The organism is Stutzerimonas zhaodongensis, assembly GCF_003696365.1.
Classification (GTDB): domain Bacteria; phylum Pseudomonadota; class Gammaproteobacteria; order Pseudomonadales; family Pseudomonadaceae; genus Stutzerimonas; species Stutzerimonas zhaodongensis.
In genome coordinates this window covers 168,540-188,522 of the sequence record NZ_RFFM01000002.1, presented here as the reverse complement: position 1 = coordinate 188,522, position 19,983 = coordinate 168,540, and the positions used below count along the sequence as shown (strand labels likewise).

21 protein-coding genes are annotated in these 19,983 nt (G+C 58.3%); 15 read left to right on the top strand and 6 right to left on the bottom strand.

What is annotated here, in order from left to right; all coding sequences use genetic code 11:
- Nucleotides 1-100 precede the first annotated feature (100 nt).
- The 3 genes from EA797_RS09190 to queF all read left to right on the top strand — a co-directional run bounded on the left by EA797_RS09190 (nt 101) and on the right by queF (nt 2,744).
- Nucleotides 101-1,033 carry an ABC transporter ATP-binding protein gene (locus EA797_RS09190; RefSeq protein ID WP_122164920.1) on the top strand — a complete coding sequence of 311 codons (933 nt, stop codon included), beginning with the start codon at nt 101-103 and terminating at the stop codon, nt 1,031-1,033.
- Complete coding sequence (locus tag EA797_RS09185) at nt 1,030-1,809, top strand: ABC transporter permease (protein ID WP_122164919.1); 780 nt, start codon at nt 1,030-1,032, stop codon at nt 1,807-1,809. Before EA797_RS09190 ends, EA797_RS09185 begins: the two co-directional genes overlap by 4 nt.
- Before the next feature lie 104 nt (nt 1,810-1,913).
- Nucleotides 1,914-2,744 (top strand): NADPH-dependent 7-cyano-7-deazaguanine reductase QueF, encoded by an 831-nt coding sequence (gene queF, locus EA797_RS09180; protein ID WP_122164918.1) that lies wholly within the window; start codon nt 1,914-1,916, stop codon nt 2,742-2,744.
- 69 nt (nt 2,745-2,813) lie between these two features.
- On the opposite strand, the gene EA797_RS09175 is transcribed toward queF, so the two are convergent.
- Nucleotides 2,814-3,080 carry a DUF4404 family protein gene (locus tag EA797_RS09175; protein WP_122164917.1) on the bottom strand — a complete coding sequence of 89 codons (267 nt, stop codon included), beginning with the start codon at nt 3,078-3,080 and terminating at the stop codon, nt 2,814-2,816.
- Between the two features lie 220 nt (nt 3,081-3,300).
- On the opposite strand from EA797_RS09175, the gene EA797_RS09170 reads away from it, so the two are divergent.
- The gene (locus EA797_RS09170; RefSeq protein WP_122164916.1) at nt 3,301-4,002 is read left to right on the top strand and encodes an MlaA family lipoprotein; all 702 of its coding nucleotides are present in this window, start codon (nt 3,301-3,303) and stop codon (nt 4,000-4,002) included.
- An 87-nt stretch (nt 4,003-4,089) separates the two neighbouring features.
- Here the strand turns inward: EA797_RS09170 and EA797_RS09165 are convergent, their stop codons facing one another.
- Nucleotides 4,090-4,389, bottom strand: coding sequence for a PilZ domain-containing protein (locus tag EA797_RS09165; protein ID WP_122164915.1), 300 nt, complete (start codon nt 4,387-4,389; stop codon nt 4,090-4,092).
- Between the two features lie 203 nt (nt 4,390-4,592).
- Between EA797_RS09165 and rssB the strand changes: the two genes are divergently transcribed.
- Nucleotides 4,593-5,777, top strand: a complete 1,185-nt coding sequence (gene rssB / locus EA797_RS09160; protein WP_122164914.1) for a two-component system response regulator RssB — start codon at nt 4,593-4,595, stop codon at nt 5,775-5,777.
- Nucleotides 5,774-6,256, top strand: a complete 483-nt coding sequence (rssC, locus tag EA797_RS09155) for an anti-sigma factor antagonist RssC (protein ID WP_122164913.1) — start codon at nt 5,774-5,776, stop codon at nt 6,254-6,256. The genes rssB and rssC overlap by 4 nt, the downstream gene beginning before the upstream one ends.
- On the opposite strand, the gene tal is transcribed toward rssC, so the two are convergent.
- On the bottom strand, nt 6,257-7,183 hold the full coding sequence (tal, locus tag EA797_RS09150; protein WP_122164912.1) for a transaldolase: 927 nt from the start codon (nt 7,181-7,183) through the stop codon (nt 6,257-6,259).
- Nucleotides 7,184-7,305: 122 nt separating this feature from the next.
- Nucleotides 7,306-8,313: a tRNA dihydrouridine(20/20a) synthase DusA gene (gene dusA / locus EA797_RS09145; RefSeq protein WP_122164911.1), complete on the bottom strand. Its 1,008-nt coding sequence runs from the start codon at nt 8,311-8,313 to the stop codon at nt 7,306-7,308.
- A 317-nt stretch (nt 8,314-8,630) separates the two neighbouring features.
- On the opposite strand from dusA, the gene EA797_RS09140 reads away from it, so the two are divergent.
- Both EA797_RS09140 and EA797_RS09135 read left to right on the top strand, forming a co-directional pair.
- Entirely contained in the window at nt 8,631-9,650 is a 1,020-nt protein-coding gene (locus EA797_RS09140) for a GGDEF domain-containing protein (RefSeq protein WP_122164910.1), read from the top strand.
- Between the two features lie 630 nt (nt 9,651-10,280).
- A complete protein-coding gene (locus EA797_RS09135) occupies nt 10,281-11,099 on the top strand; it encodes an HDOD domain-containing protein (RefSeq protein ID WP_122164909.1) in 819 nt (272 codons plus the stop codon).
- Between the two features lie 32 nt (nt 11,100-11,131).
- Here the strand turns inward: EA797_RS09135 and EA797_RS09130 are convergent, their stop codons facing one another.
- Together EA797_RS09130 and pobA are read right to left on the bottom strand one after the other, a co-directional pair.
- Nucleotides 11,132-12,016, bottom strand: a complete 885-nt coding sequence (locus tag EA797_RS09130; RefSeq protein ID WP_425275575.1) for a helix-turn-helix domain-containing protein — start codon at nt 12,014-12,016, stop codon at nt 11,132-11,134.
- Between the two features lie 78 nt (nt 12,017-12,094).
- Nucleotides 12,095-13,279 carry a 4-hydroxybenzoate 3-monooxygenase gene (gene pobA, locus EA797_RS09125; protein ID WP_122164908.1) on the bottom strand — a complete coding sequence of 395 codons (1,185 nt, stop codon included), beginning with the start codon at nt 13,277-13,279 and terminating at the stop codon, nt 12,095-12,097.
- A gap of 248 nt (nt 13,280-13,527) precedes the next feature.
- On the opposite strand from pobA, the gene pcaQ reads away from it, so the two are divergent.
- The 7 genes from pcaQ (at nt 13,528) to pcaC (ending at nt 19,807) form a co-directional block, all read left to right on the top strand.
- The gene (pcaQ, locus tag EA797_RS09120) at nt 13,528-14,436 is read left to right on the top strand and encodes a pca operon transcription factor PcaQ (protein ID WP_122164907.1); all 909 of its coding nucleotides are present in this window, start codon (nt 13,528-13,530) and stop codon (nt 14,434-14,436) included.
- 122 nt (nt 14,437-14,558) lie between these two features.
- Nucleotides 14,559-15,275, top strand: a complete 717-nt coding sequence (gene pcaH, locus EA797_RS09115) for a protocatechuate 3,4-dioxygenase subunit beta (protein WP_122164906.1) — start codon at nt 14,559-14,561, stop codon at nt 15,273-15,275.
- Nucleotides 15,276-15,288: 13 nt separating this feature from the next.
- Nucleotides 15,289-15,894 carry a protocatechuate 3,4-dioxygenase subunit alpha gene (gene pcaG, locus EA797_RS09110; RefSeq protein ID WP_122164905.1) on the top strand — a complete coding sequence of 202 codons (606 nt, stop codon included), beginning with the start codon at nt 15,289-15,291 and terminating at the stop codon, nt 15,892-15,894.
- Entirely contained in the window at nt 15,884-16,993 is a 1,110-nt protein-coding gene (zapE, locus tag EA797_RS09105) for a cell division protein ZapE (protein ID WP_244214088.1), read from the top strand. The genes pcaG and zapE overlap by 11 nt, the downstream gene beginning before the upstream one ends.
- Nucleotides 16,994-17,920 carry an AEC family transporter gene (locus EA797_RS09100; protein ID WP_122164904.1) on the top strand — a complete coding sequence of 309 codons (927 nt, stop codon included), beginning with the start codon at nt 16,994-16,996 and terminating at the stop codon, nt 17,918-17,920.
- A 52-nt stretch (nt 17,921-17,972) separates the two neighbouring features.
- Nucleotides 17,973-19,331 carry a 3-carboxy-cis,cis-muconate cycloisomerase gene (locus EA797_RS09095; RefSeq protein ID WP_122164903.1) on the top strand — a complete coding sequence of 453 codons (1,359 nt, stop codon included), beginning with the start codon at nt 17,973-17,975 and terminating at the stop codon, nt 19,329-19,331.
- 77 nt (nt 19,332-19,408) lie between these two features.
- Nucleotides 19,409-19,807, top strand: coding sequence for a 4-carboxymuconolactone decarboxylase (pcaC, locus tag EA797_RS09090; RefSeq protein ID WP_122164902.1), 399 nt, complete (start codon nt 19,409-19,411; stop codon nt 19,805-19,807).
- The last annotated feature ends 176 nt before the right edge of the window (nt 19,808-19,983 follow it).

The following is a 19,983-nucleotide window of genomic DNA, read 5'->3' as shown; positions in this document are numbered from 1 at the left end:
ATCTGCGTGCGCTTGAGGGGCCGGTTTGCCAGCAAGCGTTGCAATTACAAGAGCGCGCCCTTATCTAGTCTGAATCTCTCTGCGTTGTGTGCACCTATATATGACTACTGCTCTATCCATTCGGCAGTTGACCAAGGTTTACGGAAACGGCTTCGAGGCCCTCAAGGGTATCGACCTGGACGTGGCCGAAGGCGATTTCTTTGCACTGTTGGGCCCTAACGGTGCCGGCAAATCCACCACCATCGGCATTCTCTCCACCCTGGTGAACAAGACGGGCGGCACGGTGAACGTGTTCGGCCACGACCTCGATCGCGATCCGTCCGGATTGAAGCGCTGCCTGGGCGTTGTGCCTCAGGAGTTCAACTTCAACCAGTTCGAGAAGGCTTTCGACATCCTGGTCACCCAGGCCGGCTATTACGGCATCCCGGCGAAGATCGCCAAGGAGCGCGCCGAGCAATACCTCAACCAGCTTGGGTTGTGGGAAAAACGCGACGTGTCCTCACGCATGCTCTCGGGCGGTATGAAGCGGCGGCTGATGATCGCGCGCGCGCTGATTCACCGGCCGCGGTTGTTGATACTCGACGAGCCGACGGCGGGGGTGGATATCGAGCTGCGCCGCTCGATGTGGTCGTTCCTCACCGAACTGAACCGCGAAGGCATCACCATCATTCTCACTACGCATTACCTGGAGGAAGCCGAGCAGCTTTGCCGCAACATCGGAATCATCGATCGTGGGACCATCGTCAGGAATACCAGCATGCGTGAGCTGCTCAAGCAGTTGCATGTCGAGACCTTCCTGCTCGATCTCAAAGAGTCACAGCTCGTACCACCGGAGCTTGGAAATTATCCGGCGCGGCTGGTCGATCATCACACTCTGGAAGTTCAGGTGGACAAGAGCCAGGGCGTAACGGACCTGTTCCGCATGCTTTCTGCACAGGGTATCGAGGTGCTGAGTCTTCGCAACAAGACCAATCGCCTTGAAGAGCTGTTCGTTTCGATGGTGGAAAACAACCTGCCGCAGGGGGCTAAATGAACGCAGAATTCCGGCCCAATCTTGTAGCTCTTCAGACCATCGTTCACCGGGAAATAAGGCGCTATACGCGCATCTGGCCACAGACGTTGTTGCCCCCAGCGATCACCATGGTGTTGTACTTCGTGATCTTCGGAAATCTGATCGGTGCACGGATCGGTGAGATGGATGGCTTCAGCTACATGGAGTACATCGTGCCGGGGCTGATCATGATGTCGGTGATCACCAACTCCTACAGCAACGTGGTTTCGAGTTTCTTCAGCAGCAAGTTCCAGCGCTCCATTGAAGAGCTATTGGTGTCGCCGGTATCGCCTCACGTGATCCTTATCGGTTTCGCCCTGGGCGGCATTACGCGCGGGCTGGCGGTGGCCTTGATTGTGACCCTGCTGTCGATGTTCTTCACCGATCTGCAAGTGCACCACCTGGGCATCACGCTGCTGGTGATTACCCTCACGTCGACGATCTTCGCCTTGGGCGGGTTCATCAACGCAGTTTTTGCGCGCAACTTCGACGACATCTCGATTATTCCGACATTCGTGTTGACCCCGCTGACCTACCTGGGCGGCGTGTTCTACTCGATCAACTTGCTGTCGCCGTTCTGGCAGACGTTGTCGCTGGCTAACCCCATCCTGCATATGGTCAATGCGTTCCGCTACGGCATTCTCGGCGTGTCGGACATCCAGATCGGCATTGCCATCACCTTCATGGTCGTGGCGGCTATCGTGATGTACCTCTGGTGTATCCGACTGCTCAACAGTGGGCGGGGAATGCGCCAGTGACCCGGTGTGCTAGCGCGGGTGAACTCCACTCGGCATCAGCGGCGCGATGATAAACAAGACGGGAACCGCTACACTGGCGGACGTTTTTTGTACAGGTTCCCGTCATGCAGCATCCTGCAGAGCTGTCCCCGCTGGGTAAAACCAGCGCCTATGTAGCGACTTACAGCCCCGAACAGCTGTTTCCCATTCCTCGTGCGCCCAAGTGGGCGGAACTCGGGCTTACGGCCGACACCTTGCCCTATGGCGGCGTGGATATCTGGAATTGCTACGAGCTCTCATGGCTGCTGCCGTCCGGCAAACCAGTGGTGGCAATCGGTGAGTTCAGTATTCCCGCCGACTCGCCAAATATCATCGAATCCAAGTCATTCAAGCTCTACCTGAACTCGCTGAATCAGTCCGTGTTCGAGAATCGCGACGCGCTAGTGAAGGTGATGATCAGTGATCTGTCAGCCGCAGCGGGCAAGCCCGTGGGCGTCCGCTTGCGAACCTTGGATGAAGTAGCCCTGGATGGGATCGCACCGCTGCGCGGACATTGCGTCGACGAGCTGGACGTCGCCATCGATCACTACGATGCGCCCCGCGCCGATCTGTTGCGCTGTGATGCCAACAGGCAGGTCGAGGAATGCCTCTATAGCCATTTGCTGAAGTCCAATTGTCCCGTTACCGGGCAGCCCGACTGGGGCACGGTGGTAATCGAGTACCGTGGCGCAGCTTTGAATCACCCCAGCCTGGTCGCCTATCTGGTGAGTTTCAGACAGCATGCCGACTTCCATGAACAATGTGTGGAGCGCATCTTTCTCGACTTGCAGCGATTGCTGGCGCCAGAAAGATTGAGCGTTCATGCGCGCTATGTTCGTCGCGGTGGGCTGGACATCAATCCGTATCGCAGTACGGATTACGTGAACGCAGACAACGGACGGTTAGTCCGGCAATGATAATGGCCACAGCGCAAGCGTTCCGGATTCCCGACCGCTTCGCTGTGACCGGTTGCCGGTGAAGATTGGTCAGATACCCATGTTCGCCAGCGTCTGCATGATGTTACGCAGGGTCATGGCGGTGTTTGGGTGGCTGACTTCGAATCGCTCGACCGCCAGATTGACGCCATCGACCAGCGAATCGTTCTGTTCCACCACGCCCTGATTGGCCAGTCGAAGTTCGATATCTTGAGCTATCACCTGAAGCGATGCGCGTTCTTCTTCGGTCAGCGGTGTGTCTTGAGCCAGCTGACTACGCAGCTCTGCCAGCTGCGACTGCAGATCATGTTCCGGCATATTGCATCCCTCTTTGGTTGTTTCGGAGCCAGCTTCTCGCCAAGGCGCCATGGATTGAGGTTAAACCAGCGGTCCGTGCTTGTCGTTGCTTTGATTGGATAGTGCGCGATGAAGTTCGCCGCTCCGCATGTCTGCCTGCTGCCGGTAATGGCATGAATGGATTTATACTGCTGCGCTTTGACGGGCAGCCACCCTCATACGAACAAAGGAGAAGCCTGCAATGCCATTGATCAGCAAGGATTGGATCGGAAATATCACCGCGGCCATCGTCGCCGGGCTCGCGATGTTCGGCACTTCGTTGTTGCAGGCCGCCGAAGAGGATCCCTGGGAGGGCGTTAACCGGGTGATCTTCAACTTCAACGACAAGGTGGACACCTACACCCTCAAGCCGCTTGCACAGGGTTATCAGAAGGTCACGCCGGCGTTCCTCGAGGACGGCATCGGCAACGTGTTCAGCAACCTGGGCGATGTCGTGGTGCTGACCAACGACCTGTTGCAGGGCAAGGTCCGCGATGCGGGTATCGACACCAGCCGCATCTTGTTCAACACCACTTTTGGCGTCCTGGGGTTCTTCGACGTAGCGACTCGCATGGGGCTGCAGAAGAATGACGAGGATTTCGGGCAGACGCTCGGGGCTTGGGGTCTGGGTAGCGGGCCTTACGTCGTGCTGCCGCTGCTGGGCCCAAGCACCGTGCGTGATGCGGCGGGGCGCGTGCCGGATGCCTATTTGCAGCCCTATCCTTACATGGACCATGTGCCCACTCGCAACGTGACACGTGCGGTGAACGTGGTGGATCTGCGTGCCGGGCTGCTCTCGGCGGAGCGGATGATCACTGGCGACAAGTACATCTTCGTGCGTAACGCTTACCTGCAAAACCGTGAATTCCGCGTGCAGGATGGTCAGGTCGAAGACGACTTCTGATACATCTTCGAATCCCATGGCCGAGCCTGGCCGATGCGGTTCGTCTGACAGCAGCGCCTCGGCTCGGAGGCGCTGCGTCTGCGATGCTCAATTCATCGACAGGATGGCCAGCCCCAGGCTCTGCCGCCCATCTTCATGGGTACCCACCCGCACCACTTCAGTTTCAGCGTCCAACCCTTTCAACTCGCTGTGTTCGGAAGGGATGTGCGCCTGGACCTTGTCGCCCATCTGCAAAGTGGTCGCGGCGAGAACCTGCATACCCGTACTGGAAAGGTCCAGGCAGGTCGCCTCGTAGCGCTGGCCGTCATGAGTCAAGGTGATCGAGGTTTCGATCTGCATGCGGATGAAGTCGCGTTTTTCGCTGTAGTCCCGATCACGCTGAGTCATTACTTTCGTCCTTTGAGTTGGATGGCACCCTTTCTTATAACGCCCGTCAATTCTGCCTGTAAAGCGCAGGCGGAGCGGCGGCGCCTGGCTTGAAACGCAGAACGTATGGGAGTACCGTCTGCGCCTTGAAAAGATCCCTTGCCCCGCGCCCTCGCGGAGCCGATGCTTTCGCCAACACCCTGGCGATACCGCCTGGTAGGAACATGCACAACCCAAGCGCGACGCTGCTGATCATAGATGACGACGATGTGGTACGAGCCAGCCTGGCTGCCTATCTGGATGACAGCGGTTTCAGGGTGCTGCAGGCACCTAGCGGCCCGCGGGGCATCGAGCTGTTTGATGCCGAACATCCGGATCTGGTGATCTGCGATCTGCGAATGCCGCAGATGGATGGGCTGGAGTTGATCCGGCTCATCAGCGAGCGGCAAGTCGACCTGCCTGTCATCGTGGTATCCGGTGCCGGTGTGATGAGCGACGCGGTGGAAGCCCTTCGCCTGGGTGCCGCGGATTACCTGATCAAGCCCTTGGAAGACCTGGCGATGCTCGAGCACTCGGTGCGACGGGCGCTAGACCGGTCACACTTGCGAATGGAGAACCGGCGTTATCGCGAGCAGCTGGAAACCGCCAATCGCGACCTGCAAGCCAGTCTGCATCTACTCCAGGAAGACCAGAATGCCGGGCGACAGGTGCAGATGAACATGCTGCCAGTGACGCCCTGCAACCTCGATGAATTCCAGTTCGCCCACCAGATCATTCCTTCACTTTACCTCTCTGGCGATTTCGTCGATTACTTCCGGGTCGATGAGCATCGAATCGGCTTCTATCTGGCCGACGTGTCAGGTCACGGCGCTTCCTCTGCCTTCGTCACCGTTCTGCTGAAGTTCATGACCACGCGCCTGCTGTATGAGTCGCGACGAGGCGGCGCTCTTCGCGCCTTCAAACCGTCCGAGGTGCTCGATCACATCAACCGTGGGCTGATCAATTGCAAGCTCGGCAAACACGTGACGATGCTTGGTGGCGTGATCGACCAGGAGCGCAACCTTCTGCACTACAGCATCGGCGGGCACCTTCCGATGCCGGTCATCCATACCGGCGGTTCTTCCAGGTATCTGGAAGGAAAGGGCTTGCCGGTTGGCCTGTTCGTCGAAGCCACCTACGATAATTATGAGATCGAGTTACCTGAATCCTTCAGCTTGACGTTACTTTCTGATGGCATTCTGGACCTTTTGCCCGGAGACACCCTCAAAGAAAAGGAAGCGGGACTACCTGGCCTGGTTACCGAGGCGGGCGGTACGCTGGAAGGGCTTCAACGCGTTTTGGGCCTGGCCGATCTGGAGGATATGCCTGATGACATCGCTGTGCTGGTATTGAGCAGGAACCTTGCATGAGCACTGGAAAGATCCAGTTCGCTGAGCAGGACGGGACCTTCGTCCTCAAATTCGTCGGCGAAATCCGACTGACGCTTTGCTCGGCACTGGATGCAACGATCGAAAAGATTTTCTCTTCGCTGGATTTCTCCTCGATCGTCATTGACCTCACCGAAAGCCGTAGCATCGACAGCACGACGCTGGGCCTGCTCGCCAAGCTTTCTATCCTGTCTCGGCAGAAAGTCGGCATGCTACCGACGTTGGTTACCACACACGCTGACATTACCCGCCTGTTGCAGTCGATGGGCTTCGATCAGGTGTTCAATATCGTCGATCAGCCCCTGCCATCCCCGGAGCAGCTGGCTGATCTGCCAAGTCAGGACCAATCCGAAGAGGTGGTGAAAAGCAAGGTGCTTGAGGCTCACCGTATCCTGATGAGCCTCAACGAATCCAACCGCGAGGCCTTTCGCGACCTCGTCACTGCGCTGGAACGTTCCTGATTACAGCTTGGTAGGCAGCAGCGCTTCCAGCTTTTCCTGATCCCGCGCGAATTGGCGAATGCCTTCAGCCAGTTTCTCGGTCGCCATCGGATCTTCATTCAGCCCCCAGCGGAAGCTACGCTCATCCATGGAGATGCGCGTCTCCGATGCCCGGCCCGGTGAAAGCTTGCGTTCCAGGGTACCTTCTTCCTGGGCCAGCTGGCTGAGCAGCTCAGGGCTGATAGTCAAACGGTCACAGCCCGCCAAAGCCTCGATCTGACCGGCATTGCGGAAGCTTGCGCCCATCACAACCGTCTTGTAGCCGTGCGCCTTGTAGTAATCGTAGATTCGGCTGACGGACTGAACGCCCGGATCTTCGTCGCTTACGTAGTCGCGGCCTTCGGACTTCTTGTACCAGTCGTAGATACGACCGACAAAGGGCGAAATCAGGAACACACCAGCCTCAGCACAAGCGACTGCCTGGGTGAAGGAGAACAACAAGGTCAGGTTGGTCTGGATTCCAGACTTTTCCAATTGCTCGGCGGCCCGTATGCCTTCCCAGGTAGAGGCCAGCTTGATCAATACGCGGTCGCGGGAAACCCCGGCTTGTTCGTACAGACCAATCAACCGCTCGCCGCGCTGGACCATTGCCTCGGTGTCGAATGAAAGGCGTGCATCGACTTCGGTCGAGATGCGCCCAGGGATCAGCTTCAGTACTTCCTGGCCGACCGCAACGGCGAACAGGTCGCACCCCAGACCTATGTCACCCTCGCAGCGCGACATGGCAGCCTGCAGATGATCCGCATAACGAGGGAGGGCTGCCGCCTTGAGCAAAAGCGAGGGGTTGGTCGTGGCGTCGACCGGCTGCAGGCGCGCAATGGCGTCAAGGTCACCGGTGTCGGCGACTACGGTGGTGAACTGCTTGAGTTGTTCCAGCTTGGATGTCATGAGAGCGCTCTATCCTCTGAGTTGGAAGACCTGACTCGAGATTACCGAGCCGGTAGGGCGGGTGGGTCGGGCGGACAGCCGTTGGATCGAAAAGGGGCTCGGGTGTTCCTGAAGAATGCTAATTAACGGCCTTCCAGCAGGCTAGCCGCCTGATCGAGAAGCGCCAATGGTTCTTGTGTCTTGTGGATGTCCACTGAAAGAAGCTGACGAAAACGTCTGGCGCCTGGAAAGCCTTGCCCCAAGCCAAGCATATGTCGGGTGATGTGATGCATCGAGCCGCCTGCAGCAATGTGTCTTTGAATGTAAGGCCGCATCCGTTTCAATGCCTCGGCGCGGCTGATGACCGGGTCTGGGCTGCCGAACAGCCTGGCATCCACCTGAGCGAGCAGATATGGGTTGTGATAGGCCTCCCGCCCGAGCATGACGCCGTCGAAGTGCCCAAGGTGGGCCTGACATTCGTCCAGCGTCTTGATACCGCCGTTCAGAATGATTTCGAGGTCCGGAAAGTCACGTTTGAGAGACTGGGCAACGTCGTAGCGAAGCGGCGGGACCTCGCGATTCTCCTTCGGAGACAAGCCTTCGAGAATCGCAATGCGGGCATGGACGGTAAAACTGCGACAGCCTGCGTCGCGCACTTGACCCACGAAGTCACAAAGTTCTCCGTAACTATCGCGACCATTGATACCGATCCGATGCTTGACCGACACCTCGATGCTGACCGCATCACGCATCGCCATCACGCAGTCGGCGACAAGTGCGGGGTGTCCCATGAGGCAAGCGCCGATCATGTTGTTCTGAACGCGGTCGCTTGGGCAGCCGACGTTAAGATTAACCTCATCATAGCCCGCTGCCTCGGCCAACCTTGCACAAGCGGCGAGATCTCCCGGCACGCTGCCGCCAAGCTGCAATGCCAGTGGATGCTCAGTTTCGTCATAACGGAGGAATCGCTCGGCATCCCCGTTGAGCAGCGCACCGGTGGTTACCATTTCGGTGTAGAGCAGGGCATGCCGGGACAGCTGACGCATGAAGTAGCGGCAATGCCTGTCCGTCCAGTCCATCATAGGGGCGACGCTAAAGCGCCTGTTCACAGGTCGTCCCGTGTGGCCTGGGTTTGGGAGGGAAATTGTCATTTCTTAGCCAGCTGTACTTCGGTGGGTTAGTAGATTGGCCACGCACGGAAAGGCCTATTTGTCGGGACGACTTGGACGCGGATCAGATCGCCAGGGGTTAGCACCGTCAGAATTCGAATCGAAAAGTGGCGTGCAATTCTATCAGGAGAGCCGCAGTTACTCCTGATAGAAATCGATCCCTGAGACTACTAGGCGAAACCGTGCTCCGTTAAAGTAACGCGGGTCGCGTTCGGGGCAGACGGCTAGGAGGGCGCTGAATGGCCGGATTAGAGGCTGGCTGCTAGCATCAGCTACATATCCATTGTCTGGCCAACCCAATGCTCGTCGCTCCGATGCACCCCGAGGAAGCGCTAAGACAGTACACGCTCGACTGCCTGGATTTGCTTGATACCGCCGCTGACGCCCACCTGGACACGCTGGTCAGGGTGGCGCAGACCATGTTTGGCGTCGAAACGGTGTTGATCAGTCTTATCGACCGGGACCGACAGTGGTTTAAGGCGCGGCAGGGCCTGGACATCAGCGAAACGCCTCGGGACGTCTCCTTTTGCAGCCACACTATTCTGCAAACCGACTCTCTGATAGTGCCGGATGCGCTGCATGACCCACGTTTTAGCGACAATCCCTTGGTGCTATCAGCTCCGCGAGTACGTCTTTACGCTGGGCACCCGCTCTTCGTTAACGGGTTTCCAATCGGCTCACTCTGTCTGCTTCATCCGCAGCCGCGGCAACTGAGTGACACGGAGCAGGGAACACTGCGAGATCTGGCCACGCTTGCTGAGGGGTATGTGGTTCAGCGAGTGCAGAACACACATATCCGCACGCTTTACGAGGCACTGGACGTAGAGCGGATGAACGCTATGACCGATCCACTGACCCGTGTTTGGAATCGTCAGGGGCTGGAGTATTTCGCCCCCGTGCTGTTCAACAAAGTCGCCGAAGGCAAGCAGGTTGGCGTGTTGTGCTGCGACCTCGATCACTTCAAGACGGTGAATGATCGTTACGGACACGCTATCGGCGATCAGGTTCTGGTGCAGACGGCACGCCGGCTCAAGGCCGTGCTACGAGCAGATGACCTGCTTGTCCGCTTGGGCGGTGAGGAGTTTGCGATGTTGGTGCTAATTAACCAGACCAACGAGCTGCAGTTACTCGCAGAGCGTGTTCGGTTGACGCTCCTCGCCGAGCCGATGCCGTGCGGCGAGGCGTCAGTTTCGATTACCGCTAGCGTCGGTGCTGCCATCAAACGCAACGAGGAAACGATAGAAGTTGCGTTCAGCCGTGCCGATCTGGCGATGTACAGAGCCAAGCAAGGTGGGCGTAACCGAATTGAGATGGCGTAACACCCCTCATATTCACTGCTCTGGCCGGTACGCTGCATAGAACGCTCAGCATGGTTTATCAAGCTTTATAGCCGCTAATTATCTTAAAAAATCGTTGACAACGAATTGTTATGCACACCGGCATCAGCGTTTATGCTTTGTCCTGACGCACACGCAAGTTGAGCGAATCAAAATTTGTAAGTTATTGATTTATAAGCAATAACTCCAACTGCGCAAAAACCCGCCGATTTGATTCAAACCCCCGTCAGGTGGGCGTTTGGACGAGTCATCCAAGTTCTGTTCACAGACTTATCCACAGAATTTGTGGATAAGCCGCGAAGGCTTTGAACGATGCGGCTTTCAGGGCAATACGCGCTTGTTCGCTTGCCAAAATACTGAATGATTGTTGCAGCTTTGCTAGCCCCGTATGAATCAGTCGCTGAGGACGCAGGGCAGAGTTGGTCAGTCCGAGTTCGAGCTTTCATAACCCATTTTGCACGCTAATAAAGCGTCCGCCGACCTTAGGGTTACCGCCAAACCAGCTGATTTCATACACACCGATGTTCTGCATGACCGGCTGTCCGGTACCAGTACAGAAAATAATTTGTAAACCGATGTGTTAGATACGTCATTCACATCGGACTCAAATTTATGCAAGTTGATGATCTTTTCGCCAGTCTGCACCAGCTCCCGAACGTTCCTAAAGTCGCGCAGGATCTGATTCAACAATTCGACAACCCGAATACCTCGATCGAGGCGGTGGCGCGCAACATTGCCTGTGATCCTGTCATTTCAGCACGGGTGTTGCGCCTGGCGAATTCATCGCGCTTTCGCGGCGCGCGTGAATCGACCAGCGTGGAGGATGCTGCACTGCGCCTGGGGTTCAATACTCTACGCACTTTGGTTCTGGCCTCGGCATTCACCTCGGCATTCAAGCTGCAGACTGGGTTCAATCTAAAAGCCTTCTGGTATCACAGCTTTCTGGTAGCGAACATCAGTCGGTTGCTGGCAAAACAGGTTGGAGCCGATGTAGAAACGGCGTTCACCTGCGGGATGCTTCATGGCATAGGCGAGTTGCTGATCCAGACCGGCGCGCCTCATCTGGTCGGCAGCATGGATGACCGAACGACCTCCAGCCCAGGACGTGCGGCGAACGAGACCTTGCAATTGGGCTTCGGTTACCCGGAAGTGGGCGCAGAACTGGCGCGCCGCTGGCAACTGCCGAAGGTCCTGCAAGAGGCAATTGCTTACCAGGCACGCCCGCTTCAGGCGCCCAAGGGGTCTACCTTGCCCTACGTGGTAGCACAAAGTGTCGCGCTTGCTCAGGCGCTACAGGACCACGGAGGCGATATCGATCTGGCGTTGGAGTCCGTCAAAGGTCCTTTAACCGAAAACATGGACCGTGCCGCCCTCAGCAAATCGCTACCGGGCGCCATTGAGGCCGCCAATGTTTTCGTCGAGCTGGTCTGATCGACACAGGCGCACGCCACGAAAAATCTGCCTCAAAGCCGGCCTGGCGTTCGATATTGATCTCGAAAACTGCGGGGTGACTGCCCTGAAAGGCGCTTGAAGAATCGAGAGAAGTAGGCGGGCTCGGAAAAACCGAGCTCGCTTGCGATCTGCTTGGCGCTCAAGGCGCTATAGATGAGTTGTCGCTTGGCTTCGAGCAGAACGCGCTGATGGACTACTTGCTGCGCCGTTAAGCCGGTGTACCGGCGTGTCAGGTTGTTGAGATGTGCGGGCGTGACGCCCAGGCGTTGAGCGAATCGCTCGATTGAAGGTTGTTCGCGAAACTGGGCCTCAACGAGTGCCGAAAATGCCAGTAGATGGTCCCGGCCTGGCGATGATCGTTCTTGCTGTTGAATTTCATGAGACTGACGCCGCAGCCAGACACTGATGAGGCCAGTTAGTGAGTGCAGCTGTAGTTCGCGGCCTGGAGCAGGCTGACGGTATTCGCGATCGATGGCTTCGAAAAGCGCATCGACGTATGGCAGATCATCACCGGTGGGGTAGAGCCCGGCGGATCTCAGGAGCGGCTGCGGTGCACCGAGCTGCGCTTCGAGCTGACTGATCAAGGGTGTCGCTACGGTGACGACATAGCCATCCACCCGCTCGGAGAAGTGGAAGCCGTGGATGCACATCGGCGGTACGATCTGAATGGCGGGCTCTTCCAGTCGCGTCTGCACTCCCTCGATTTCGATGACTGTCCAGCCGCTGCGAACGTAAAGCAGCTGCACAAGATCGCCGTGACGGTGAGGCTTTATTTCCCAATCATGCAGGCGACTGCGCTCCGGAATGGACTCGCAGTGCAGCAAGTCGGGCATGGTCCATTCCAGCCCATCGCCGTACAGTTTGAACACTGGCACGTTTCCGGCTCGTGGCACTATCGCCTAGCCTCTATAAAGAAGACACAACGCTAACACCGCCTGTAGACACTGCACAGCGAGGCTCTGTGGCCGGGGCGTTTATTCGATCGGCTCATAGGGCAGCCCCACGTAGTTCTCTGCAATTGTGGTCAGGCCTGCGATGGAGCTGGTGCAGTAATCAAGCTCGCTTTGCTGCATCCGGCGGCTGAACTCGTCAGTGTCGGGGAAGCGATGCAGCAATGATGTCATCCACCAGGAAAAACGTTCGGCCTTCCAGACGCGACGCAGGCAGATCGGCGAGTAGCGTTCGACCAGGTCCGTTCGCCCCTCCCCGAATACCTTGACGAGAATGCGGTACAGCGTATTGACATCACTGGCGGCCAGATTTAGCCCCTTGGCGCCAGTAGGCGGGACGATATGCGCAGCATCGCCGACCAGAAACAACCGCCCGTATTGCATAGGCTCGGCCACGAAACTGCGTAGCGGGGCGATGCTTTTCTCCAGTGACGGGCCGGTGACCAGCCGGGTCGCGACCTCTTCAGGCAACCGGAGCTTGAGCTCGTCCCAGAAGCGTTCGTCCGGCCAGTCTTGCACGTCCTCATCCAGCCCCACCTGAATGTAATAACGCGAGCGGGTCGTGGAGCGCATGCTGCATAGTGCGAAACCCCTCTCGTGATTGGCATAGATGAGTTCGTCATGGACCGGTGGCGTATCGCTGAGCAGCCCGAGCCAGCCGAACGGGTAGACACGCTCGAAAATCTCCAACGATTCGGCCGGGATGGTCTTGCGGGAAACGCCGTGGAAACCGTCGCACCCGGCGACGTAATCGCAGTCCAGGCGCAGCTGTTCGCCGTTGTGCATGAAGGTGACATAGGGAGTCTCGGACTTCAGCTCGTGAAGTCTCACATCGCTCGCTTCATAGAACGCCGGTGCACCGCTGTCACGCCGAGCATCCATCAAGTCTCGGGTAACTTCGGTCTGGCCGTAAACCAGGACGGAGTCGCCTCCGGTCAGTGCTTTCAGGTCGACCCGTTCGCGGCGGCCGGCAAAGGCCAGTTCCACACCTTCGTGGGGGATGCCTTCGCGATCCATCCGCTCGGCAACCCCAGCTTCACGCATCAGGTTGACCATACCCTGCTCGAGCACACCGGCACGGATGCGGCCTAGCACGTACTCGGCGCTCTGGCGTTCGATGATCACATTGGAAATCCCGGCCCGGTGGAGCAACTGGCCGAGTAACAGGCCGGACGGGCCTGCACCGATGATAGCGACGCTGGTTCTCATGAATGGCCTCTCGTTTTTGTTGTTCGGGCGGGTGGCGCCTGTCGGTTCGAGATAGCGGACATTCTGGTTCGCGCCTTCCAATGTCGTTAATGGCGAGAACCGCGTAGAACTTGGACTTTTGTAAACAGTGTGCGGTTATCGAACGGTCTGACGGCAAGCGGAAAGCATTCTGTTTGGTTATGGTATGTGGGATTGCAAGATTGAACGGTGTACCTATTGATCACCCCCATCCGAGCAAGGCTCGAACCATGAACCTCGACAGCCGAATCAAGTATCGTCACCTGCTGTGCTTCATTGAAGTGGCTCGTAAAGGCAGTCTGGCAAGGGCGGCAGAGGCGATGTCTGTCAGCCAGCCGGCCATCTCCAAAACGCTGAAGGAGCTTGAAACTGTCCTGCACGCCAGCCTGTTCGAGCGAGGCAAGCAAGGCGTGACGCTTACTGCTGCGGGGCAGGCGTTCCTGCGCTACGCCGGGCCAAGCGTGCAAGCGTTGCGCGAAGGTGTTCGCAGCCTGCGCGCTGGCGAGCACGAGGTGGGGATAGTGAGGTTGGGTGCGCTATCGACAGTGGAAAGCTCGCTTCTGCCAGATGTGGTACGACGGCTTCACGCCCAGCACGCAGCGCTGGTGGTCAGCGTGGTGACTGGGCCCAGTGCCTATCTGCTGGGCCAGTTGCGCGGTGGTGAGCTTGATCTCGTGGTCGGACGGATGACCGATGCGCCGCAGATCGAAGGGCTCAGCTTTGAGCATTTGTATAGCGAATCCATGACGCTCGTCGTACGCCCAGGACATGCGATGCTCGATGGGGATCCGAGCCGTCTTGCTGAGTTTCCGCTTGTGCTGCCACAAAGCGGTACAACCATTCGGCGTCATGCCGACAGTCTGTTCATTCAGCTTGGGATCAGTCAGCCGCCTCGGCGGCTGGAAACGTTGTCAGTCTCGCTAAGCCGCCATTACGTCCGGGTCAGCGATGCCGTCTGGGTAGCGCCGCTCGATGCAGTGCGCGAGGACCTGGCAAGTGGTGAGCTGTACGAAGTGGATCTTGGAATCAAAGAACCGGGTGGTTCTGTCGGGATTTGCACGAATCCGACCTTACAATCGAGCTTGGCGATGCAGTGGTGCTGCGAGGCATTGCGTGAAGCGGCAAATCAGTATCGCTAATTATCCATAACCTAATGGTTATGGATGCTTGCCATTTCTTCAATTTTTGGCTGCGGCGGCTTGTCGCATACTCAGCCTGCCTGATCTGACACCACGTTAGCTCGATCAAGAAGGAGCCCGCCATGTCCGAACTGGACAGCAGCCTGTTCGTTACACGTGACCGTACCCGGCATCCCAGAGCGTTGACGCCTGACTACAAGACATCGGTTGCCCGCTCCCCGCAGCAGGCGCTTATAACGCTTGTACCCTCGATCTCGGAGAATACCGGCCCGGATTTTTCGCACCTCAAGTTCGGCCCACACGACAACGACCTGTTGCTTAACTTCAACAATGGCGGGCTGCCCATCGGTGAACGTATCGTCGTGTCCGGTCGCGTCATGGACCAGTACGGCAAGCCAATACCACGCACTCTGGTCGAAATCTGGCAAGCAAACGCCGGTGGTCGCTATCGTCACAAGAATGATCGCTATATCGCACCGCTGGACCCTAACTTCGGTGGCGTCGGCCGCGCCCTGACCGATAGCGAGGGCAACTACATCTTCCGCACTATCAAACCTGGACCCTATCCATGGCGTAACGGTCCTAACGAGTGGCGCCCGGCCCACATCCACGTATCTATCAGCGGCCCGTCGATCGCCACACGCCTGATTACGCAGCTCTACTTCGAGGGAGACCCGTTGATCCCCCTTTGCCCGATTGCCAAAACGGTCAGTGAGGATGCGGTGCAAAGTCTCATTGCCAAGCTGGACATGGGGATGGCCAATCCTATGGATTGCCTGGCTTATCGCTTCGATATCGTGCTGCGCGGCCAGCGCAAGACCCATTTCCCGAACCGCTGAGAAGGAGACGACGATGCCTGTAACACTTCTACCGGAAACGCCTTCTCAGACTGCCGGACCCTATGTCCACATCGGCTTGGCACTTGCGGCAGCGGGCAATACCCCGCGGGAGCTGGAAATCTGGAACGAGATGGCCAAGCCTGAGGCTCAGGGCGAACACATCCTGCTGATAGGGCAGGTCTTCGACGGAATGGGACATCTGGTGAGAGACTCATTCCTGGAGTTCTGGCAGGCCGACCATGCCGGCGTTTACCACAGCCGTTTCGATCCGGAGCGGAGCTTCAACAGCTTTGGCCGTACCGCTACAACGTTCGATGAAGGTGACTGGACAGTTAAAACCATCAAGCCGGGCGCGGTGAAGAATCGGTCAGGCGAGCTCATGGCGCCACACGTCAACGTCTCGTTGTTCGCTCGCGGTATCAACATTCACCTGCATACCCGCATCTACTTCGAAGACGAGGCAGACGCCAACGGCATAGATCCCGTGCTCAATTCAATCGAATGGGTACAGCGTCGCGAAACGCTGATTGCTCGGCGCTGCGAAGTGGACGGTCAGGTGGCATATCGCTTCGACATCCGTCTGCAGGGGGAGGGGGAGACCGTATTCTTTGATTTCTGACGTTCTACAGGCGGGCCGTCCAAGGCAAGGCGCGTCCGTTTCGCGTCAACTGGAGCGGTCATTCAGGACCGAGTTGGCAACCCGCGGGCACTGCGCCGATCCGGTCCAACTGGCTGCCATCAAGCTGCTCGGCGACTGGCTGGAGGGCTGGCTGCGTGGTCGGTGGGGTTGGCTGCGGGCGCCCAAGGTCGGGGTTTATCTGTGGGGCAGTGTTGGCCGTGGCAAAAGCTTCGTGATGGACGCCTTTTTCGCGGCGGCGCCGCTTGAGGCTAAGCGGCGCGTCCATTTTCATGCATTTGTTCAAGAGGTGCTGGAGGAGCTCTCGCACATCAGCGGCCAGCCCGATCCCTTGGCACTGGTCGCGAGCCGTATCGCGGCAGATACACGCCTGCTTTGCTTCGACGAATTCCACGTGCATGACCTGGGTGACGCAATGTTGCTCGGTCGACTGGTAAATCATCTGGTTGACCAGGGCGTCGGGCTGATAGCAACTTCGAACTACGAGCCGCGCGCCCTGTGCCCGAATCCCCTGTACCGAGACCGTTTTAAACCGGCCATCGAGCTGATCGAACGCAGCTTCGAGATCTTCAACCTGGACGGAGGTGAGGATTACCGGCAACGCGTCGCGGGCGGCTACGTTTGGGGAGAGTACGTTCAGGTCGTGGCGGATGCCCAGGCTGGATGGGTTGCACAGCGTATGGAGCTGGATGGATCAACCGAGCGCGACATGAGCATCGAGGTAAACCAACGCACCTTATGGGTTCGCGCGCGACACCGCGATGCGGCTTGGCTTGATTTCGACGAGCTGTGCCGCTCGGCACGATCCAGCGCGGACTTTCTCTGGCTCAACCGCACATTCGAGCGGCTGGTTATCACGGGCGTGCCGACGCTGGACGGGGAGGGAATCGATGTCCAACAGCGCTTTCTCAACCTGATCGACATTTTCTACGACAGCGGAGTCGAGCTGATTCTGGTGGCAGAGGCGAGCCCCGAGGAGCTGCTCACTGCAGGCGCTCACGTCGACTTCTGCCGTACACACAGCCGATTGCAGCAACTCATGCGGATCAGCACTGAATATACCCACGGGGAACAGCGCTAGATGCTGGCGATTCTGGGTATTACCGCGCCGATTTTCATCCTGATCGCCATTGGTTTCTTCGCGTGCCGGTCCGGGCTTATCAGTCGCGACCAGGCCGCTGGTATGGGGCGTTTCGTCATTACTTTCGCACTCCCCGCGCTTGTAATTCGTGCTTTGCTGGAGCGCCCGCTTGCGGAAGTCTTCGACTGGTACTACGTGCTGGCTTATGGCCTAGGCTCGCTGTTGGTATTCGGTTTGGGCTACGCCTTCGCCAGGTTGGTGCGCAAGGACAGCCTCAGCGGCAGCGCGATGGTCGGCTTGGGCGTATCGGTTTCCAACAGCGGATTCATCGCCTACCCCATCGTGGCCATGGCGCTGGGTTCGCCTGCCGGCGTGGCGCTGGCACTGGGCATGATCATCGAGAACGTACTGATGATTCCGCTGGCGCTGACACTTGCCGAGCTGGGCCGACAGAGCGGCGGCGTGGGTAAAGCGCTCCGTGGCACCGCGCGCAGTCTGATCCGGCATCCCGTGCTGGTTGCCATCACCGCAGCACTGCTCATGGCGATTCTCGAACTACATCCGCCGCCGGTGGCTATGCGTGTCATCGACATGCTGGCCACTGCAGCGGCGCCGGTGGCTCTGTTCGTCATTGGCGCCAGCCTGAGCGGGATGAAGCCGGGCGGGCTGGTGATGGATGTCAGTCAAGTTGCGGTCGGAAAACTGATCCTGCATCCGCTTATGGTGCTGCTGTGTTTCACCTTGCTGCCGGTCTCCAATCCCGTTCTGGCATCGGCGGGCGTGCTGATGGCCGCTGCGCCGATGATGAGCATCTATCCGATTCTTGGTGCTCGATACGGGCTGGAAGGGCGTTGCGCCGCCGGGTTGGTGGTGGCGACGGTGCTCTCGTTTCTAAGCGTCAGCGTGTTCATCTGGGCGGTGGGCTGATGCGCGCGCCCTCGACGCAGGTGTTTGAATTGTCATTACAGGAGTACAGGTAGTGGAGCGGAACACTCATCAACTCTTCGATGCCTATTTCATGCAGGCGGATATGCGGCTGATCTTTTCCGATGCGGGCCGAATGCAAGGCATGCTGGATTTCGAGGCGGCGCTGGCGAGAGCCGAGGCGCGGTGTGGCGTGATTCCCCAGTCAGCTGTCGCATCTATCGAGGCCGCTTGCCGCGCAGAACTCTATGATCCGGTTACCTTGGCGCAGGCTATCGTTAGCTCGGGTAACTCAGCCATCCCATTGGTCAAGGCGTTGGGCAAACGGATTACCGCGCAGGATGCGGAGGCGGAGAAGTACCTGCATCTGGGGGCTACCAGCCAGGACGCCATGGATACCGGGCTGATGTTGCAGCTGCGCCAGGCAATGGCGTTACTGGAGCGTGATCTATCCAGTTTGGGTGAAAAGCTGGCCGCCCAGGCAGAGCGCCATGCCGCAACGCCAATGGCTGGCCGCACTTGGCTGCAACATGCAACCCCCGTGACGCTGGGCATGAAGATCGCCGGTTGGCTCGGTGCGATCAACCGTCACCGGCAGCGCCTGGCCGAGATCAAACCGCGGGTGCTTTGTCTGCAATTTGGTGGCGCTTCCGGCTCGCTGGCGGCGCTGGGCAAGCAAGCATGGCCGGTCAGCCAGGCGCTCGCGGCCGAGCTGGAATTGAATCTGCCGGATCAACCCTGGCACACCCAGCGCGATCGTCTGGTGGAGTTTGCCAGCCTGCTCGGAATGATCGCGGGCAGCCTTGGCAAGCTTGGCCGAGACCTGTCGCTGCTGATGCAGACGGACGTTGGTGAGGTGTTCGAACCCTCCGCGCCGGGCAAAGGCGGCTCGTCCACCATGCCGCACAAACGCAACCCGGTTGGCAGCGCGGTGATGATCAGCGCCGCCACGCGTGCGCCAGGCCTGGTTGCCACCATGTTGAGCGCCATGCCACAAGAGCATGAGCGTAGCCTGGGCCTCTGGCATGCCGAGTGGGAGACCTTGCCGGAGCTGTGCTGCCTGGTGTCCGGCTCGCTGCAGCAGGCGCTGCAAGCAACAGCTGGGCTGGAGTTTGACGCTGACCGAATGGCAGGCAATCTGGAGCAGACCCGCGGTCTGGTCTTGGCCGAAGCGGTGAGCATCGCACTTGCGCAGCGGATCGGTCGCGATGCGGCGCATCATCTGGTCGAACAATGCTGCAAGCGTGCCGTTGCAGACGGGCGACATTTGCGTGGCGTGCTAGGTGAAACCGCTGAAGTGCGCCAGGAACTGACTGACGCAGAGCTTGATCGCTTGCTGGATCCTGTTTTCTACCTGGGTGAAGCCCAGCGCTGGGTCGAACGCGCCGTGGCCGAGCATCGCAGCCTTTATTGATACAAGCATTGAATGCACCGTCTGCAAGGGCGGGCAGTTGACCTTGGGACATGACCTACACGATCGGGAGCGGAGCTATGGATGAGAAAGAGCGTTACGAAGCGGGCATGCAGGTGCGTCGTGCCGTCTTGGGCGATGCCCACGTTGATCGCAGTCTGAAAAACGTTTCCTCGTTCAACGAAGAGTTCCAGGAGATGATTACCCGCCATGCCTGGGGTGACATCTGGACCCGGCCTGGATTGCCGCGACACACCCGCAGCCTGATTACCATCGCCATGCTGATCGGCATGAATCGCGAGGGCGAACTGAGGCTGCATTTGCGCGCCGCCAAGAATAACGGCGTTACGCGCGACGAAATCAAGGAAGTGCTGCTGCAGAGTGCCATCTACTGTGGCATTCCGGCCGCCAACGCCTCCTTCCATCTCGCCGAAGAGATATTTGACGAGATTGGGGTCGAGTCACTGGGGCAGGGGTAAGCGGAGTACGGCAGGCACAGTTGATAAGCCCTGAATAGAGAGTTCTCAGCAGCGGGCGGGATTTGTCAGCGCTTCTGACAACGCCATGCTCAGACTCAGATCACCTCGATAATGACACGCCTGCCAAATTTACCAGCGACGATACGTCATGACTGCTATATGATTCGTATACGTTT

Excerpts from the sequence above, each read along its gene's own strand:
- EA797_RS09190 (WP_122164920.1), top strand. The coding sequence starts at position 101 with ATGACTACTGCTCTATCCATTCGGCAGTTGACCAAGGTTTACGGAAAC.
- EA797_RS09185 (WP_122164919.1), top strand. The coding sequence starts at position 1,030 with ATGAACGCAGAATTCCGGCCCAATCTTGTAGCTCTTCAGACCATCGTT.
- queF (WP_122164918.1), top strand. The coding sequence starts at position 1,914 with ATGCAGCATCCTGCAGAGCTGTCCCCGCTGGGTAAAACCAGCGCCTAT.
- EA797_RS09175 (WP_122164917.1), bottom strand. The coding sequence starts at position 3,080 with ATGCCGGAACATGATCTGCAGTCGCAGCTGGCAGAGCTGCGTAGTCAG.
- EA797_RS09170 (WP_122164916.1), top strand. The coding sequence starts at position 3,301 with ATGCCATTGATCAGCAAGGATTGGATCGGAAATATCACCGCGGCCATC.
- EA797_RS09165 (WP_122164915.1), bottom strand. The coding sequence starts at position 4,389 with ATGACTCAGCGTGATCGGGACTACAGCGAAAAACGCGACTTCATCCGC.
- rssB (WP_122164914.1), top strand. The coding sequence starts at position 4,593 with ATGCACAACCCAAGCGCGACGCTGCTGATCATAGATGACGACGATGTG.
- rssC (WP_122164913.1), top strand. The coding sequence starts at position 5,774 with ATGAGCACTGGAAAGATCCAGTTCGCTGAGCAGGACGGGACCTTCGTC.
- tal (WP_122164912.1), bottom strand. The coding sequence starts at position 7,183 with ATGACATCCAAGCTGGAACAACTCAAGCAGTTCACCACCGTAGTCGCC.
- dusA (WP_122164911.1), bottom strand. The coding sequence starts at position 8,313 with ATGACAATTTCCCTCCCAAACCCAGGCCACACGGGACGACCTGTGAAC.
- EA797_RS09140 (WP_122164910.1), top strand. The coding sequence starts at position 8,631 with ATGCTCGTCGCTCCGATGCACCCCGAGGAAGCGCTAAGACAGTACACG.
- EA797_RS09135 (WP_122164909.1), top strand. The coding sequence starts at position 10,281 with ATGCAAGTTGATGATCTTTTCGCCAGTCTGCACCAGCTCCCGAACGTT.
- pobA (WP_122164908.1), bottom strand. The coding sequence starts at position 13,279 with ATGAGAACCAGCGTCGCTATCATCGGTGCAGGCCCGTCCGGCCTGTTA.
- pcaQ (WP_122164907.1), top strand. The coding sequence starts at position 13,528 with ATGAACCTCGACAGCCGAATCAAGTATCGTCACCTGCTGTGCTTCATT.
- pcaH (WP_122164906.1), top strand. The coding sequence starts at position 14,559 with ATGTCCGAACTGGACAGCAGCCTGTTCGTTACACGTGACCGTACCCGG.
- pcaG (WP_122164905.1), top strand. The coding sequence starts at position 15,289 with ATGCCTGTAACACTTCTACCGGAAACGCCTTCTCAGACTGCCGGACCC.
- EA797_RS09100 (WP_122164904.1), top strand. The coding sequence starts at position 16,994 with ATGCTGGCGATTCTGGGTATTACCGCGCCGATTTTCATCCTGATCGCC.
- pcaC (WP_122164902.1), top strand. The coding sequence starts at position 19,409 with ATGGATGAGAAAGAGCGTTACGAAGCGGGCATGCAGGTGCGTCGTGCC.